The sequence below is a fragment of the Collimonas antrihumi genome (assembly GCF_018304965.1).
In the GTDB taxonomy this organism is placed as follows: Bacteria; Pseudomonadota; Gammaproteobacteria; order Burkholderiales; family Burkholderiaceae_D; genus Collimonas; species Collimonas antrihumi.
Map to the genome: position 1 here is coordinate 52,893 of NZ_JAGQED010000007.1, position 15,730 is coordinate 68,622.

The 15,730-nt window shown below is 56.8% G+C and carries 15 protein-coding genes; 13 read left to right on the forward strand and 2 right to left on the reverse strand.

Going from position 1 to position 15,730, the window contains the following annotated elements; translation table 11 throughout:
* Window positions 1-50: 50 nt before the first annotated feature.
* The 10 genes from mreC to KHU29_RS08760 all read left to right on the forward strand — a co-directional run bounded on the left by mreC (window position 51) and on the right by KHU29_RS08760 (window position 10,713).
* Window positions 51-1,061, forward strand: a complete 1,011-nt coding sequence (gene mreC / locus KHU29_RS08715; RefSeq protein ID WP_211452417.1) for a rod shape-determining protein MreC — start codon at window positions 51-53, stop codon at window positions 1,059-1,061.
* Complete coding sequence (mreD, locus tag KHU29_RS08720) at window positions 1,058-1,570, forward strand: rod shape-determining protein MreD (protein ID WP_211452418.1); 513 nt, start codon at window positions 1,058-1,060, stop codon at window positions 1,568-1,570. The genes mreC and mreD overlap by 4 nt, the downstream gene beginning before the upstream one ends.
* Window positions 1,571-1,645: 75 nt before the next feature.
* A complete protein-coding gene (gene mrdA, locus KHU29_RS08725) occupies window positions 1,646-3,655 on the forward strand; it encodes a penicillin-binding protein 2 (RefSeq protein WP_211452419.1) in 2,010 nt (669 codons plus the stop codon).
* 8 nt (window positions 3,656-3,663) lie between these two features.
* Entirely contained in the window at window positions 3,664-4,776 is a 1,113-nt protein-coding gene (gene rodA / locus KHU29_RS08730) for a rod shape-determining protein RodA (RefSeq protein ID WP_211452420.1), read from the forward strand.
* A gap of 77 nt (window positions 4,777-4,853) precedes the next feature.
* Window positions 4,854-5,993, forward strand: a complete 1,140-nt coding sequence (locus KHU29_RS08735) for a septal ring lytic transglycosylase RlpA family protein (RefSeq protein WP_211452421.1) — start codon at window positions 4,854-4,856, stop codon at window positions 5,991-5,993.
* Window positions 5,994-6,275: 282 nt separating this feature from the next.
* A complete protein-coding gene (gene phnC, locus KHU29_RS08740; protein WP_246541713.1) occupies window positions 6,276-7,121 on the forward strand; it encodes a phosphonate ABC transporter ATP-binding protein in 846 nt (281 codons plus the stop codon).
* Window positions 7,122-7,210: 89 nt separating this feature from the next.
* The gene (phnD, locus tag KHU29_RS08745; protein ID WP_211452423.1) at window positions 7,211-8,191 is read left to right on the forward strand and encodes a phosphonate ABC transporter substrate-binding protein; all 981 of its coding nucleotides are present in this window, start codon (window positions 7,211-7,213) and stop codon (window positions 8,189-8,191) included.
* A gap of 27 nt (window positions 8,192-8,218) precedes the next feature.
* Window positions 8,219-8,998 carry a phosphonate ABC transporter, permease protein PhnE gene (phnE, locus tag KHU29_RS08750; protein ID WP_425514457.1) on the forward strand — a complete coding sequence of 260 codons (780 nt, stop codon included), beginning with the start codon at window positions 8,219-8,221 and terminating at the stop codon, window positions 8,996-8,998.
* A 154-nt stretch (window positions 8,999-9,152) separates the two neighbouring features.
* The gene (locus KHU29_RS08755; protein ID WP_211452425.1) at window positions 9,153-9,647 is read left to right on the forward strand and encodes a GNAT family N-acetyltransferase; all 495 of its coding nucleotides are present in this window, start codon (window positions 9,153-9,155) and stop codon (window positions 9,645-9,647) included.
* A gap of 214 nt (window positions 9,648-9,861) precedes the next feature.
* Window positions 9,862-10,713, forward strand: a complete 852-nt coding sequence (locus tag KHU29_RS08760) for a D-hexose-6-phosphate mutarotase (RefSeq protein ID WP_211452426.1) — start codon at window positions 9,862-9,864, stop codon at window positions 10,711-10,713.
* Here the strand turns inward: KHU29_RS08760 and fmt are convergent.
* Both fmt and def read right to left on the reverse strand, forming a co-directional pair.
* Window positions 10,710-11,663: a methionyl-tRNA formyltransferase gene (gene fmt / locus KHU29_RS08765; protein ID WP_211452427.1), complete on the reverse strand. Its 954-nt coding sequence runs from the start codon at window positions 11,661-11,663 to the stop codon at window positions 10,710-10,712. The genes KHU29_RS08760 and fmt overlap by 4 nt on opposite strands.
* 102 nt (window positions 11,664-11,765) lie before the next feature.
* Complete coding sequence (gene def / locus KHU29_RS08770; RefSeq protein WP_211452428.1) at window positions 11,766-12,296, reverse strand: peptide deformylase; 531 nt, start codon at window positions 12,294-12,296, stop codon at window positions 11,766-11,768.
* 334 nt (window positions 12,297-12,630) lie between these two features.
* Between def and KHU29_RS08775 the strand changes: the two genes are divergently transcribed.
* The 3 genes from KHU29_RS08775 (at window position 12,631) to KHU29_RS08785 (ending at window position 15,609) form a co-directional block, all read left to right on the forward strand.
* Window positions 12,631-13,704, forward strand: a complete 1,074-nt coding sequence (locus tag KHU29_RS08775; protein WP_211452429.1) for a LysM peptidoglycan-binding domain-containing protein — start codon at window positions 12,631-12,633, stop codon at window positions 13,702-13,704.
* 113 nt (window positions 13,705-13,817) lie between these two features.
* On the forward strand, window positions 13,818-14,939 hold the full coding sequence (gene dprA, locus KHU29_RS08780) for a DNA-processing protein DprA (protein WP_246541758.1): 1,122 nt from the start codon (window positions 13,818-13,820) through the stop codon (window positions 14,937-14,939).
* 190 nt (window positions 14,940-15,129) lie between these two features.
* Complete coding sequence (locus KHU29_RS08785; protein WP_211452430.1) at window positions 15,130-15,609, forward strand: Smg family protein; 480 nt, start codon at window positions 15,130-15,132, stop codon at window positions 15,607-15,609.
* Window positions 15,610-15,730 lie beyond the last annotated feature (121 nt).

The window sequence follows — 15,730 nt, forward strand, 5'->3', positions numbered from 1 at the left end:
AATGTGTTTGCACCGCCAGCCACTGACCAATCCGAATCTGTCGATTATTGATGGAATACAGTCCACCACCCCTCTTCAAGCAAGGTGCTTCAGCCCGCGCCAAGGCGGTGATATGCACGCTGTTGGCGTTGGCGCTGCTGATTGCCGATTCACGCATACATGCTTTGCTGTTGCTGCGCCAGACCGTCGGCACCGCGCTCTATCCATTGCAGATGGTGGCTTTGATGCCGCGTAACGCCGCCAATAGCGTGATCGATTATTTTTCTTCGCTGTCGACAGTGGAAAAAGAAAATCAGATGTTGCGCAGTCAGCAAGGCGAGCGCGCCCAGCAATTGCAACAGGCACAACAGCTGGCCGCGGAAAATGCGCAGCTGCGCAATTTGCTGGGAGCCGAGCAGCGTGTGCCGGTGAAGTCCGTGATGAGCGAAATCCTGTACGACGCACGCGATCAGTTCGCTCGCAAAGTGATCATGAACCGCGGTGCGCGGCATGGTGTCGCTACTGGCCAGCCGGTGATCGACGATGCCGGTATCGTTGGGCAGGTGACGCGCGTCTTCCCGTTTACCTCCGAGGTGACGTTGCTGACCGACAAGGATCAGGCGATTCCGGTGCAGGTGCTGCGCAACGGCTTGCGTAGCGTAGCCTACGGCCGCGGCCAGTCCGGCTATCTGGATTTGCGCTTCATGTCCTCCAATGCCGATATCAAGAAGGGCGATGTGCTGGTGACCTCCGGTATCGACGGCGTTTATCCGGCCGGCTTGTCGGTAGCCAAGGTAGTGCAGGTCGAATCCAAATCAGCCGATGCATTTGCCCATATCGTTTGTGAGCCGATCGCCGGCATCGACAGACACACCCAGTTGCTGATCCTGCTGGTCGACCCGAGCCCGGTCGCGCGGCCGGACGACGAAGCGGTGGTCCCGAACAGTAAAGCCGACATACTCAGCAAACGCCGGCTGACCGAAAGCACGCGCGACAAAACCAGAGAGGCTGCGAAAGAAGCAGTGAAAGACAATAACCCCGACGGCGCCCGTAGGAATCCGCAGGGAGCCGGTGTCCGATGATGCGTCCTCACTACATCCTGTTGCCCGCCAATCCATTGTTCATTGCGATGACATTGCTGCTGGCGTTCCTGCTCAACTTGCTGCCGTGGGGGCAGTGGCCGGGCGTACCGGATTTCGTCGCGCTGGTGCTGGTGTTCTGGAGCATTCATCAACCGCGCAAGATCGGCATCGGCATTGCCTTTTGCATGGGCTTGCTGATGGACGTGCACGAAGCCACTTTGCTCGGCCAGAATGCGCTGGCTTATACGCTGTTATCGTATTTTGCGATCATGATCCATCGCCGTGTGCTGTGGTTCTCGGTGGGCGTCCAGGCTTTGCACGTGCTGCCCTTGATGTTGTTGACGCAGTTGATACAGCTGATCATCCGCATGTCGGTCAGCGGCAAGTTTCCCGGCTGGCTGTATTTTTCCGAGAGCTTTGTCTGCGTAGCATTATGGCCGATAGTGGTATGGCTGTTGCTGGCGCCGCAACGCCGTGCGGTCGACCGCGATGACAATCGCCCGATTTGAACTTCATCGCCTGCGGCAGATGTTGCCAATGTTGCCAATAGCGGCCCCGACGCCAGCTTTAGCCTTAGTTTATCCATGACCGAATTTAAAAACACCGAGCGCGAACTACGAAATTTCCGGTTGCGGATCTCGGCGGCCGTGATTTTTGTGCTGATCTGTTTCGGCTTGCTGGGCGCGCGCTTTGTCTGGTTGCAAGTGGTGCGCCACGATGCCTACGCCGCGCAAGCCGAAGACAACCGGATTTCGCTGGTGCCGGTAGTGCCGAACCGCGGCCTGATCATGGACCGCAACGGTGTCATCCTGGCGCGCAATTATTCTGCCTACACACTGGAAATCACTCGTTCCAAAATCAAGGGCGATCTCGAAAGCGTGATTGACGATCTGGCGCAGATAGTCAGCATCACGCCGAAAGACCGGCGTCGCTTCAAGAAGTTGCTGGAAGATTCCAAGAGTTTTGCCAGCCTGCCGATCCGCACCCGTCTGAGCGACGAAGAAGTGGCGCGCTTCACCGCGCAGCGTTATCGCTTTCCGGGAATCGATGTGCAGGCGCGCTTGTTCCGTCAATATCCGCTGGGTGACGTGGCGGCGCATGTGATCGGTTATATCGGCCGCATCAACCAGAAGGATGCCGACCGGATCGACGACAGCGACGATGCCGCCAACTATAAAGGCACCAGCTATATCGGCAAAGATGGCCTGGAAAAGAGTTACGAGCAGCAGTTGCACGGCACTACAGGCTACGAAGAAATCGAAATTGCCGCCAGCGGGCGCGCAGTGCGCAGCATGTCGCATGTTTCTGCGATACCTGGCAATAACCTGATCCTGTCGATCGATATCGAACTGCAGAAGGTGGCAGAGGAAGCGTTCGGCGATCGCCGCGGCGCGTTGGTGGCGATCGAGCCGGCCACCGGCGACGTGCTGGCGTATGTCTCGCAGCCGTCGTTCGACCCCAATCTGTTTGTCGAAGGCATCGATCAGCAAAGCTGGGACGAGTTGAATAATTCGCCCGATCACCCCTTGATCAATCGCCCGATGAGCGGCACTTATGCGCCCGGTTCGACCTATAAGCCATTCATGGCGCTGGCAGCGCTGGAACTGGGCAAACGCACCACTTCTTTCGCCATCAACGATATCGGCTATTTCATGCTGGGCGGGCACCAGTTCCGCGACGACAAGGTAGGCGGCCACGGACGGGTAGACATGTACAAGTCGATCGTCGAATCGTGCGACACCTATTACTACATGCTGGCCAACGACCTGGGTCCAGACACCATCCACGATTTCATGAAGCCGTTCGGTTTCGGCCAGTTGACCGGCATCGATCTGGAGCACGAGCAGCGCGGAATATTGCCGTCGACTGACTGGAAGCGTAAATACTACAAACGGGTGGCAGCGCAGAAGTGGGTTGGAGGCGATACGATTTCACTTGGGATCGGCCAGGGCTTCAATGCCTTTACGCCGCTGCAGATGGCACATGCGGTAGCAACCTTGGTCAACGACGGGGTGGTGATGAAACCGCATCTGGTAAAGATCATCGAAGACGGCACAACGCGCACCCGTACGGAAACCGTACCGAAGGAAAGTTACCGGATTCCGCTGAAGCAGGAAAATATCGATTTCATCAAGAAGGCGATGGTAGGCGTAACACATGAAGGTACCGGTAGAGCTATATTTGCCGGCGCCGGTTATGAATCGGGCGGCAAGACCGGAACAGCCCAGGTCTTAGGCATCAAACAAGGCGAGAAATACGACAAGCGGCACAATAACACACGCCTGGCCGACAATGCCTGGTATACCGCGTTCGCACCTGTCGACAAGCCGCGCATCGCGATTGCCGTAATTGTCGAAAATGGCGGCTTCGGCGCTGCTGCTGCGGCGCCGATCGCGCGCAAGGCACTGGATTTCTACCTGCTGGGCAAACGTCCTGGGGACAGCGGCAAGGCAGCGTCGCCAGCACCTGCGGCAGCGCCGGTGTCGACGGAAGACGAGACCGCGCCGATACCGCGGGAAAATCAGACCAAGGCTGGCGAGAGCACTGAAGACGCCTATAAACCGGGCGAAGAAACCCCGGGTAATCGCGAGTAACCGGAACCATGAACCTGACCGATAAACATACCGTCTGGCAAAACATCAAATCGCATATCGCGGTGTTTGACGGCGCCCTGTCGCTGATTATGTTTTTGATATTGTCAGTCGGCCTTGTCACCTTGTATTCGGCCGGGATCGATTTTCCAGGAAGGGTTGAAGACCAGCTGCGCAATATCCTGGTGGCGTTCGTCATCATGTGGATTGCCGCCAATATTCCGCCGCAGACCCTGATGCGGTTTGCAATACCGGCCTACGCGCTGGGCGTGTCGCTGCTGATTGCGGTGGCGGTATTCGGGATAGTAAAAAAGGGTTCGCGCCGCTGGATCAATATCGGCATGGTGATCCAGCCTTCGGAAATCATGAAAATCGCGATGCCATTGATGCTGGCCTGGTATTTCCAGAAGCGCGAAGGCATGATTACCTGGCGCGACTATCTGGTGGCGGCATTGCTGCTGGCATTGCCGGTTGGCTTGATCATCCGGCAACCGGATCTGGGTACCGGCACCCTGGTGTTGGCGGCAGGATTTTATGTGATCTTCCTGGCCGGCTTGTCGTGGCGTATCCTGATCGGCCTGGCAGTCGCGGCCGGCGCCAGTTTGCCGGTGCTATGGTCGGTGCTGCACGACTATCAGCGGCAACGCGTGATGATGCTGATCGATCCCACTTCAGATCCGCTCGGCAAAGGCTTCCATATCATCCAGTCAACCATCGCGGTCGGCTCCGGCGGGATTTTTGGCAAGGGCTGGCTGAAAGGCACACAAGCGCATCTGGAATTCATCCCCGAACGCACCACCGATTTTATTTTTGCGGTATTTTCCGAAGAGTTCGGCATGATCGGCAACGGCGTCCTGTTGTTCCTGTACATGTTACTGATCGGCCGCGGCATGATGATCGCGGTCAACGCACCCACCATGTTTACGCGCTTGCTGGCCGGCTCCATCACATTGATCTTCTTTACTTATGCATTTGTTAACATGGGTATGGTCAGTGGCATTTTGCCGGTAGTTGGCGTACCTTTGCCATTCATGAGTTATGGCGGCACCGCGCTGGTTACCCTGGGGCTGGGCGCCGGCATATTGATGAGCATCCAGCGCCATCGCAAATTGATACAAACTTGATCATGGTTGAACTTGTACGGTAAAAGCAGGGTCCATCCACACAATTATTTGTGTCCAAAACGCCGTCAGGAGAATGCATGGTAGGCAAACAAAGCGGCAAACTCCGCTGCTACAACGTTGTTACATATTCCAGTGCCTTGCTGCTGTCGCTGATTCTGGCCGGCTGCGGCAGTTCGCCACCAACATCTTCCACACCGTCCGCGCCGGTCAAATCAGGTTCCGCAGGCAATATCGCCGGCCGTAACGTGCCCACGCTGCCACCGGCAGGTTCCGGGCGCGGCGGCTACTACAAGGATGACGGTCCGGGCGACGCCACGCCGGAAGGGCTGCTGGACACCCCGGATGCGATTCCTGTAGTTGAACCCTACTCGCGCACAGGCAACAAGCCGTATGTCGTGTTTGGCAAGACTTACACCCCGATGACAGACGACCAGCCGTTCAAGCAACGCGGCATCGGCAGCTGGTACGGCAAGAAATTCCATAAGCAAAAGACATCTTCCGGCGAACTGTACGATATGTACAAGATGACCGCCGCCCATCCAACCTTGCCGATCCCGTCCTATGCCCGGGTGACCAATCTGAAAACCGGCGCGCAGGTGATCGTGCGGGTTAATGACCGGGGGCCGTTCCACTCAAGCCGCATCATCGACCTGTCCTACACCGCAGCACTGAAGCTGGGTTATCTGGGTAGCGGCAGCAGTCAGCTGGAGGTGGAGCGTTTGCTGCCGGCAGATATTGCCGCTCTTAATAAACAGCGCGGCAACGCGCCGGCATCGCAGACAGCGACGTCGCCGGTACCGGCGAAGACCGAGCCGCCCAAGGACAACACGGCCGCCGCCACAGTGACTACCGAAGCGGTCGATATGCCGGTGTTGACTGCGCAACCGTTGCTGGTAAATCCAGAGCTGCAAACACAAACGCAAGTACAAGGACAGCCGCAAGCGCCAAGCGCAAGTGCGGCCACCGGCGCCGGCAACTCGCTGGCCGCCGGGTTTTACCTGCAGTTCGGGGCATATTCGCAGCAAGCCAATGCCGACGGCGCCCGCGCTCGCCTGATGCAAGAGTTGTCGGGGCTGGTCACTTCACTTGATAGCATCGCGGTGAATGGCTTGTATCGTTTGTATGCCGGTCCGTATACTAGCCGGGTCGACGCCGACAGCGTCTTGCAACACATCCGGCAGCGCTCCGGCGCTACGCCGATTATCGTCCAGCGTTAGACTACACAGGCGCGCGCAGGCGTCATCAATCCAACCACATGCCAGTGATGGCGGTGCGTTTCCAATACAGCCGATCCGGCGATTTCATGTCATTTCCTGTCGTTGCTCAACGGCGCGTTCCTTTGCAGATCCAGCAATAGCTTGTAAAAGACGGGTTTAAACACGCTTGCTGAAGCTGTCCGCCTTGGTTTGTTGTAACCGAATGGTCACAGAAACTTCATACGCCTGACATATTTGACCGCAATACTTCGGCCATTCAAAAGCGCAATGGCGGTAAATATCATGGTTGAAATCAAAGGTTTGTCAAAAACGTTCCGCGGCGGTTTCCGCGCCCTGGATAATGTCAGTCTGCGTTTCGCCCAAGGCGAGATGGTAGCGTTGATCGGTGCATCCGGTTCTGGAAAATCGACTCTTTTACGACATATTTCCGGATTGATGGCTGCAGATAACAGTGGCGGCACAATCTCTATCGATGGCCATGCAGTGCAGGAAGATGGCATTGTCGATCGCAATATCCGTGCGGTGCGCGCCAACGTCGGTTTCGTTTTTCAGCAATTCAACCTGGTTGGCCGTTTGCCGGTTCTGACCAATGTATTGACTGGCGGCCTGTCACGCATGCCGCTCTGGCGCAGCTGCTTCAAAATGTTTACCGCTGAAGAGAAAGCGCTGGGCCTGGAAGCGTTGGCGCGGGTTGGCATTTCCGAGCACGCCTATAAACGCGCTTCCGCACTCTCCGGCGGCCAGCAGCAACGGGCCGCGATCGCCCGCACCATCGTGCAGAAGGCGCGTGTGGTACTGGCCGACGAGCCGATCGCATCGCTGGATCCGGAATCGGCACGGCGCGTGATGCAAACGCTGGCCGATGTCAATCAGCGTGATGGCAGCACGGTCATCGTGTCGCTGCATCAGGTCGATGTGGCCTTGCGCTTCTGCCCGCGCACTGTGGCCTTGCACAAGGGCCGTGTGGTGTACGACGGCCCATCCAGCGCCTTGACGGAACCGATGCTGCGCGAGTTGTATGGCAGCGAAGCGGAAGACATCCTGGGCGGCTCCAATAGCCTGACCCGGCCGACAGTAGCAGTGCCAACACCGTTCGATAGCGTACCGGCGCTGGCAGTCGCGGCCTGAACGCACATCCCGTAATTGAACTTCATCCCTATTGTCACACCTATCAGTCATCCCTATCAGTCATCCCCATTACTCAGGAGTTTCAAATCATGTTTGCAAAATTATTTTCCGGCGCTGCAATGACAGTAGCAATGCTGGCAGCGACAACTTCCGTGGCTCACGCCGACGACGTCAAAGAGCTGAACTTCGGCATCATTTCGACCGAATCGTCGAAGAACCTGAAGCAAGACTGGCAACCGGTGCTGGATGAGTTAAGCAAGCGCACGGGTATCAAGGTGAATGGCTTCTTCGCCTCCGACTATGCAGGCATTATCGAAGGCATGCGCTTCGGTAAAGTACAGATGGGCTGGTTCGGCAACAAGTCGGCGATGGAAGCGGTTGACCGCGCCAGCGGCGAAGTGTTTGCACACGTGCTCAATCCTGATGGCAGCGCTGGTTACTATAGCCTGGTGGGCGTGCAAAAAGACAGCCCGAACAAGAGTATCGAAGACATCTTGAAAAATGCCAAGAGCTTAACCTTCGGTATTGGCGATCCAAATTCGACTTCAGGTTTCCTGGTTCCTAGCTATTACATTTTCGCCAAGAACAACGTTGATTCGAAGACAGCGTTTAAAGTGATCCGCACTTCCAATCACGAAGCCAATATCCTGGCAGTCGCCAACAAGCAGATCGATGCAGCCGTGTTCGCCTCGGACACCATGGACCGGATCGAAGAGCGTCAGCCGGCAGTCGCGAAGGAAGTCCGGGTAGTCTGGAAATCGCCGTTGATCGCCGCGGATCCGCTGGTATGGCGTAAAGACCTGCCGGCAGATGTCAAAGCCAAGGTCAAGAATTTCTTCGTCAACTACGGCAAGACCGGCCCTAACGCAGCACAGGAAAAGGCGCAACTGGCCAAGCTGAATTACAGCGGTTTTGAAGCGTCCAGCGATGCTCAGCTGAACCCTATCCGTCAACTGGAATTGTTCAAGCAAAAAGGCAAGCTGGAAGCGGATGCCAACCTGAGCACCGAAGACAAGAAAGCCAAGCTGGACGATATCAACCGTAAATTGTCCGACCTGGCCAAATCCTAAGCAATGACAAGTCCTGTATCTCTGAAAATGCAAAACACGCTCCCTTTGCCGCCCAAGCAATCGATTGGCCGGACCTTGTTCTGGGGCGTGTTGCTGGCGGTCCTGATTGCATCGTGGAAGGGCGCCGACATGCGTCCTCTCGAGTTGTTGCGCGACGGCGGCAACATGGGCACTTACGCCGCCAGTTTCTTCCCGCCTGATTTCCACGATTGGCGCACCTACCTGCAAGAATTGCTGGTAACCATACAGATCGCGGTCTGGGGTACGGCGCTGGCGGTGGTGTGCGCGGTGCCATGCGGCTTGCTGGCATCCTCCAATATCGCTCCAGCCTGGGTCAACCAGCCGGTGCGCCGTTTGATGGATGCGGCACGCGCGATCAATGAAATGGTGTTTGCGATGCTGTTCGTGGTGGCGGTTGGCCTGGGCCCGTTTGCCGGCGTGCTGGCGCTGTTTGTGGCGACTACCGGCACTTTGTCCAAGCTGTTTTCAGAAGCGGTCGAAGCCATCGATCCGCAGCCGGTCGAAGGGATACGTGCTACCGGCGCCAATGCACTGGAAGAAATTGTCTACGGCGTGCTGCCGCAGGTGATGCCTTTGTGGATTTCTTACGTGCTATATCGTTTCGAAGCCAATGTCCGTTCGGCGACGGTGGTCGGCATGGTCGGCGCCGGTGGCATCGGCGTGATTCTGTGGGAAGTGATCCGCAGCTTCGAATATGCCCAGACTTGTGCGGTGCTGTTCATGATCGTGGTTGCAGTCAGTGTGATTGATCTGATGTCGTCACGCTTGCGTAAGCTCTTCATCTGAGTAAATACTTCCAAGCAATCCGTTTCTGCTCACATAGCAATAATTGGCGCGCCGTCTGCGATTTATCGCAAGCCGGTTGCGCCATTTTTCTATGGACGGAATTTTCGGTATAGTCTTTATCCTCTCGAATCAATCCGACATGGAGTAAAGACCAATGACTGCCACCGCTTCCGATCATTCTTTGCCACGCGCTACTGTTACGGTGCGCCAGGCTACCCCTGACGACGCCGAGATCCTGATCGCGCTGCTGGCCGAGATGGACGACGAGCCGACGCGCGCCACGCTGGACGCCGCCGGCGCCCGCCAGATCATGGCCAGGATGGCAGCCTATCCGTATTTCCGAGCGTTCCTGGTTTATGCCGACGACGTTGCGGTGGGCACTTTCAGCCTTCTGGCTTTCTGCAGCCTGACCCATGAAGGTACACAGCAGGCAGTGATGGATGCCGTCGTCATCAGCCGCGCATGCCGTGGCCAAGGCATCGGCAGCGCGATGCTGGATCATGCCGTGCGGATTGCCGGCGAGGCTGGATGCTACAAGATTGCGCTGTCGTCCAATCTGAAGCGCATGGATGCGCATCGTTTCTATGAAAATTTCGGCTTTACGCAACACGGGATCAGTCTCGCCGTTCCGGTTCCCAGGTCAGCATAAGGTCAAGTCGAATAATTCCTCCTGCGTCTCGGCGACCCCGTCTAGGCGACCCCGTCATTCCCGCGAACGCGGGAATCCATTTTAATCAGTAACTTGGATTCTCCACCTTGGTGCCCCACCTTGGTGTCCGCGTTCGCGGAGATGACGGAGTTTCTGGCGTTCGCCATAAAGCAGGTTGGAGCATAATATGCATCTAGCCACAGGAGACATGATTTTGCCAAACTCAGAAAATCTGCAAGCGACCGACGATTTCATCATTGCAACTGCCGCCGATGGCACGCAGGTGGGAGTGACGCTGCATGGCGGCCATGTCTGTTCCTGGCGCACGCCGGATGGCGTCGAGCGTTTGTTCATGAGTCCGTTGAATTCATGGCTTAGCGACAGCGCCATCCGCGGCGGCATCCCGGTGATTTTTCCGCAATTCGCCAGCGAAGGACCGTTGCCCAAGCATGGTTTTGCACGCACCAGCGCCTGGACCTTGCTTGAGGCTTCGCGCCAGATAGACGGCAGCGGATTGATTCGCCTCGGCCTGGCCGATTCAGAGAAAACCAGGCTGGTATTTCCACATGCGTTTGCGCTCGAATTGCGCGTGCTATTTTCCGGCGAGATGTTGAATACCGAGCTGACGGTGACGAACAATGGCGATCTGCCTTTCGCATTCACCTGTGCCTTGCACACCTATTTGAATGCAGATATTGCCGATGCCGCTGTGTACGGACTCAACGGCTATCGTTATCGCGACTCTGTCGACAACCGACGGATCAAGATTGCGGATGAAGAAGTCCTGCATATCACCAGGGAGGTTGACCGGGCTTATTTTGCGGTCGATAAACCGATCACCCTAAGCGGCCGCAAGCAAAGCACGATTGCAACCCAGACCGGGTTTGCCGATGCTGTAGTGTGGAATCCTTGGGAAAACGGCTGCGAGCAAATTCCCGACCTGAGGCTGGACTCTTATCGTCACTTCGTGTGTGTCGAGGCTGCCACGGTCGAGCATCCGATTACGTTGGCGCCGCATGCGGTCTGGCGCGGCGCTCAAAATCTGGAATGCGTGTTGATCGCTTAGTCGAACTTCCCGCCTTGCATCGGGAAAGCCTTCAGAAACTCAGCCACCGGCAGGCGCTTGCCACCCGGTTTCTGCAATTCTGTAATACGCAATGCATCACTACCGCAAGCCACGATCACGCCATCTTGCGGATCGGCGCTGATGATTGTTCCTGGCGCGTGCTTGCCATCCGAGGCAACGACTTTTGCCTGCCACAATTTCAAGGTGACTCCGGCGAACGCGGCGGAGGCGGCGGGGAACGGATTGAACGCGCGTATCTTGCGCTCCAACACATCGGCTGGCAGTGTGAAATCGAGGGCGGCTTCTTCCTTGCTGATCTTGGCGGCATAGGTCACGCCTTGCTCCGGCTGCGGCGTCGCCGGCAGGGCGTTCTGCTCCAGACGGCGTAGGGCTTCGACGATCATGTCGCCACCGAGTTTTGCCATCTTGTCATGCAAGGTGCCGGTGGTGTCGTCGGCGCTGATCGCCATTTTTTCGATCAACAGCATGGCGCCGGTATCCAGCCCCTGATCCATTTGCATGATGGTGATGCCGGTTTCGCTGTCGCCGGTTTCAATCGCCCTGTGGATGGGGGCGGCGCCACGCCAGCGCGGCAGCAGCGAACCGTGGATGTTCAGGCAGCCGAGTGGTGGAATGTTCAAGACGCTAAGCGGCAGGATCAAGCCGTAAGCGGCGACCACCATGATGTCATGTGGCGTTGCCCGCAAAAGTTCATGCGCCTCTTTGGCTATCTCCGGATACTTGCCATCCAGCCGCAGCGAGACCGGTTGCGCTACCGGTATCTGATGTTCCAATGCAAATTGTTTGACCGGCGATGCATGCAGTTGCATGCCGCGGCCGGCCGGGCGATCGGGCTGGGTCAGCACCAGCGGAATCTGATGACCGGCGTCGTGCAGGGCTTTGAGCGCCACGGCGGCGAATTCGGGGGTACCGGCGAAGATGATTTTCATGGGGCGATAGTACAGCAGCAGGAGGCCAAAAACGATTGCGGGACAAGGTGCAAGAGTCGCCAGGCGTTTCTCACACTTTGTCCCGCAACATGGGGGAGATGCTTATCTGGTAGCGTATTGCTTGTCGCGCTTCTGCTCGCGTTCTTCCTTGAGCATCTTGGCCTTGATCCGGTTGCGCTTCAAAGGCGACAGGTATTCAACGAATACCTTGCCCATCAAATGATCCATCTCATGCTGGATACACACTGCCAGCAAGCCATCGGCGTCGACTTCGAACGGTTTGCCGTCGGCATCCAGGGCGCGCACCTTGACCCGCGCCGGGCGTTCGACGCCATCGTAGACGCCAGGCACCGACAGGCAGCCTTCGTCGTAAATCTGCTTTTCTTCACTGGCCCAGAGAATCTGCGGATTAATGAAAACGCGCAGGTCGTTGCCGGTATCGGACGTGTCGATGACCATCAGCTGTTCATGGACGTCGACTTGCGAGGCAGCCAGGCCGACACCCGGCGCTTCGTACATGGTCTCGGCCATGTCGGCGATCAATTTTTTGAGCCGAGTGTCAAAAACTGTCACTGGTTTGGCAATTTTGTGCAAACGAGCGTCAGGGTAACGCAGGATATTTAATAAAGACATACAAGGTTACGTAACAATTTAGGCGATTTGGAAGGGGTTTTCTCTTGCTAGTTCAATCGATTATGGGCAAAATTTGATTCACTATGGCAAGTTTTTTGCTTTGCCTCGATCAGCCGTGGCGATGAACAAGGAATCTGCTGGACTTAGGATGATCGGCTACAAAAATACCTGAGCGGTCCATATTTCACCGTGCTCTTGGTCAATAGCTAACTATTGACACTGCGAACCCGGCAAAATCTGTCCTCGCGCAGCTATTTTTTCGCTTCGATCCCCTAAATCCAGCAGACTCCTGGGGTGTAAGCGCCAATTTAACGCAGTATCCACCGGAAACAATATGAAAAAGTTTAGCACAGCTGCACTCCTTCTTGCTTTAAGCACCGGATTTGGCTTCTCAGGCATGGTTCACGCCCAGGCTGCCAAGACCACGCGTTGTGAATTTTTAGCCAACGCTCCGGATCAGCATGTGGTGGTGCGCGGCGATACGCTGTGGGGAATTTCCGGAAAATTCTTGCAACACCCGTGGTGCTGGCCGCAAGTGTGGGGCTTGAACCAGGACCAGATTCGCAATCCGCATTGGATTTATCCAGGCCAGATCGTTTATTTCGACCGCGCCAATGGCCGCCTGCGCCTTGGCAATACAACCAGCGGCGAACCCGGTGTCGTGAAATTGTCGCCGCAAACGCGCGTGCAAGGTATCGGACGCAATGCGATCACAGCCATTTCGACCGACGCCATCGGCCCTTTCCTGTCGCAACCGCTGATCATCGAAGGCGACGATTTGCAGAATGCGCCGCATATCGTGGCAGTCCAGGATGGCCATCTGAATCTGGGTAAGAATGATAAAGCCTATGTGCGTGGCGACCTGACCGACGCTACTGCGTTCCAGGTTTTCCGTCCCGGCAATCCACTCAGGGATCCGGATACCGGCAAGGTCATCGCCAATGAAGCGCTGTACCTCGGTACCCTGAAACTGGACCGCAGAGGCAAAACTCCCGACGAAGCTGCGACATTCAGCGTGGTCGACACCAAGGAAGAAATGCAGGTCGGCGATCGCATCATTCCACGGCCGGTTGAACCGATCCTGAATTATGTGCCGCATGCACCGGCCAGCGATGTCCAGGCTCGCGTGGTTTCGGTCTATGGCGGCGTGGCAACTGCTGCGCAGAACCAGATCCTGACCATCAACCGCGGCAAAGCTGACAATATCGATGTCGGCACGGTGTTGCAGCTGTACCGTTTCGGTAAAACCGTTAAGGATTCTGCCGATCATAACAACAAGGTCAAGCTGCCGGACGAACAATACGGTACCCTGTTCATTTTCCGCGTGTTCAACCATATTTCGTATGGCTTGATCATGGAAGTCCAGAACCCGGTCGATATCGGTGACATCGCCAGATCGCCAGAGTAAAGTAAAGGCCTTTGCCGCTGTTGACAACGATAAATAACGATAATCTTCATGACGATGGCGGCGGCACAAACCGCCATCCGCCTGCCGTAACCAAGACAACCGACGCAGACGAACTGACAGCCTGGTTGCGTCTCGAGCAGACTGCCGGGGTCGGCGCGGAAACCGCGCGCCGGCTGCTGGTTGCCTTCGGTCTGCCGGAAAATATCTTTTCCTCGTCCTTCTCGGCCTTGCACAAAGTCGTGCCGGAACGGATTGCCTACGCCTTGCTGGCGGCGCCGTCGGATGCTGTCCGGGCACTGACGGCACGCACGCTGGAATGGCTGCAGCAACCCGGCAATCAGTTATTCACCTTGGCCGACAGCGTCTATCCGCAAGCCTTGCTGGATATCTCCGACCCGCCGCTCATGTTGTATGTGAAGGGGCGTGCCGAATTGCTCACGCGGCGGGCCATGGCAGTGGTCGGCAGCCGCAACGCTACGGCGCAGGGCATTGCCAATGCCGATCGTTTCGCCGAAATCCTCAGTCAGCGTGGCCTGACCATCATCTCCGGCATGGCTTTGGGAGTGGACGCCGCTGCGCATCAAGGCGCTTTGCGCGGTGCCGCTGGCAGTCCCGACGGCGGCAGCACGGTGGCGGTAATCGGCACCGGCGCCGATATTGTTTACCCGGCGCGCAATCGCGGGCTGGCGCATCAGATTGCCGAGGCCGGTTGCATCGTCAGCGAGTACCCGCTGGGAATGCCCGGCATAGCGGCCAATTTCCCGCGTCGCAACCGCATCATTTCGGGTCTGGCGCGCGGCGTGCTGGTGGTGGAGGCCGCAGCACAGTCCGGCTCGCTGATCACTGCCAGGATGGCGGCGGAGCAGGGACGCGACGTGTTCGCGATTCCCGGATCGATTCACTCGCCTTTGTCCAAAGGCTGCCACCAGCTGATCAAGCAGGGGGCCAAGCTGGTGGAGTCGGCGCAGGATATCCTGGAAGAGCTGGGCCCCTTGCACGGGGCGGCGGCCGTGCAGGCCAGCATTCCTGCGACACAGGTTGCCGCAGCTGTGGGCAGCGCCAATCAGGGGTTGCAGGGGTTACTTGCTGTACTCGGGTATGATCCGGTCAGTTTCGACGTTCTGGCCGAGCGCAGCGGCAACGATGCGGCCAGCCTGAACGGCCAACTGCTTGAGCTGGAACTGGCGGGACTGATTGAGGTTTTGCCGGGCGGAATTTATCGCCGTATCGGCTGATATGGACCATTTTTGTCTTGATGGCAATTTGTCATTTCGGGCAGCGTTGCATAAATCCTGCGATACTTGTATACGTATACCGTGCAGTCAGAAGCGCCAGAAGCAGTCAGTTTCCAGTTGTTTTCACGGTTACGTTGTACTTTACCTGTCTTACCTTGTCATATTCTTACCTTAGCGATACAGTAGAACCATGTTTGAAGTCCTTGTTTATCTGTATGAAACTTATTATCGGCCCGACGCCTGCCCTGAACCGGAGGCTTTGGTCAAGAAGCTGTCAGCCATCGGCTTTGAAGAAGACGAAATCGCCAAGGCGCTCGGCTGGCTGACCGATCTGGCGGAAACCAACCACGAGTTCGCCGATAAATACCCGCAGCAAACCGCTTTTTCTTTTGGCATCCGCTTTTATGCTCAGCAGGAAATCGACGTGCTGGGCATTCCCGCGATTGGTTTCATCCAGTTCCTGGAGTCGGCCAAGATGCTCAACCCGGTGCAACGCGAGATTGTCATTGAACGCGCGTTGTCCGTCAGCGAGACGCCGGTCCCGCTCGATAAACTCAAGGTGATCGTGTTGATGGTGCTATGGAGCCAGGGCAAGGAGCCGGACGGCTTGATGTTCGACGAACTGTTTATCGACGAAGACGACGATCCTGAGCCACGCCAGCTGCACTAAACGCCGCTTATACCTGCCGCAGGATGGCCAGACCGCAGACCGGGGTCACGGCGCTTGCGATTTTTCCAACAACCCGCTTATCATTGGCCGCATTAATGCGGCGCAGGCTGTGAAATTTGTT

Bases quoted from the DNA above. Each gene is read 5' to 3' on its own strand.
- mreC (WP_211452417.1), top strand. From the start codon at position 51: ATGGAATACAGTCCACCACCCCTCTTCAAGCAAGGTGCTTCAGCCCGC.
- mreD (WP_211452418.1), top strand. From the start codon at position 1,058: ATGATGCGTCCTCACTACATCCTGTTGCCCGCCAATCCATTGTTCATT.
- mrdA (WP_211452419.1), top strand. From the start codon at position 1,646: ATGACCGAATTTAAAAACACCGAGCGCGAACTACGAAATTTCCGGTTG.
- rodA (WP_211452420.1), top strand. From the start codon at position 3,664: ATGAACCTGACCGATAAACATACCGTCTGGCAAAACATCAAATCGCAT.
- KHU29_RS08735 (WP_211452421.1), top strand. From the start codon at position 4,854: ATGGTAGGCAAACAAAGCGGCAAACTCCGCTGCTACAACGTTGTTACA.
- phnC (WP_246541713.1), top strand. From the start codon at position 6,276: ATGGTTGAAATCAAAGGTTTGTCAAAAACGTTCCGCGGCGGTTTCCGC.
- phnD (WP_211452423.1), top strand. From the start codon at position 7,211: ATGTTTGCAAAATTATTTTCCGGCGCTGCAATGACAGTAGCAATGCTG.
- phnE (WP_425514457.1), top strand. From the start codon at position 8,219: ATGCAAAACACGCTCCCTTTGCCGCCCAAGCAATCGATTGGCCGGACC.
- KHU29_RS08755 (WP_211452425.1), top strand. From the start codon at position 9,153: ATGACTGCCACCGCTTCCGATCATTCTTTGCCACGCGCTACTGTTACG.
- fmt (WP_211452427.1), bottom strand. From the start codon at position 11,663: ATGAAAATCATCTTCGCCGGTACCCCCGAATTCGCCGCCGTGGCGCTC.
- def (WP_211452428.1), bottom strand. From the start codon at position 12,296: ATGTCTTTATTAAATATCCTGCGTTACCCTGACGCTCGTTTGCACAAA.
- KHU29_RS08775 (WP_211452429.1), top strand. From the start codon at position 12,631: ATGAAAAAGTTTAGCACAGCTGCACTCCTTCTTGCTTTAAGCACCGGA.
- KHU29_RS08785 (WP_211452430.1), top strand. From the start codon at position 15,130: ATGTTTGAAGTCCTTGTTTATCTGTATGAAACTTATTATCGGCCCGAC.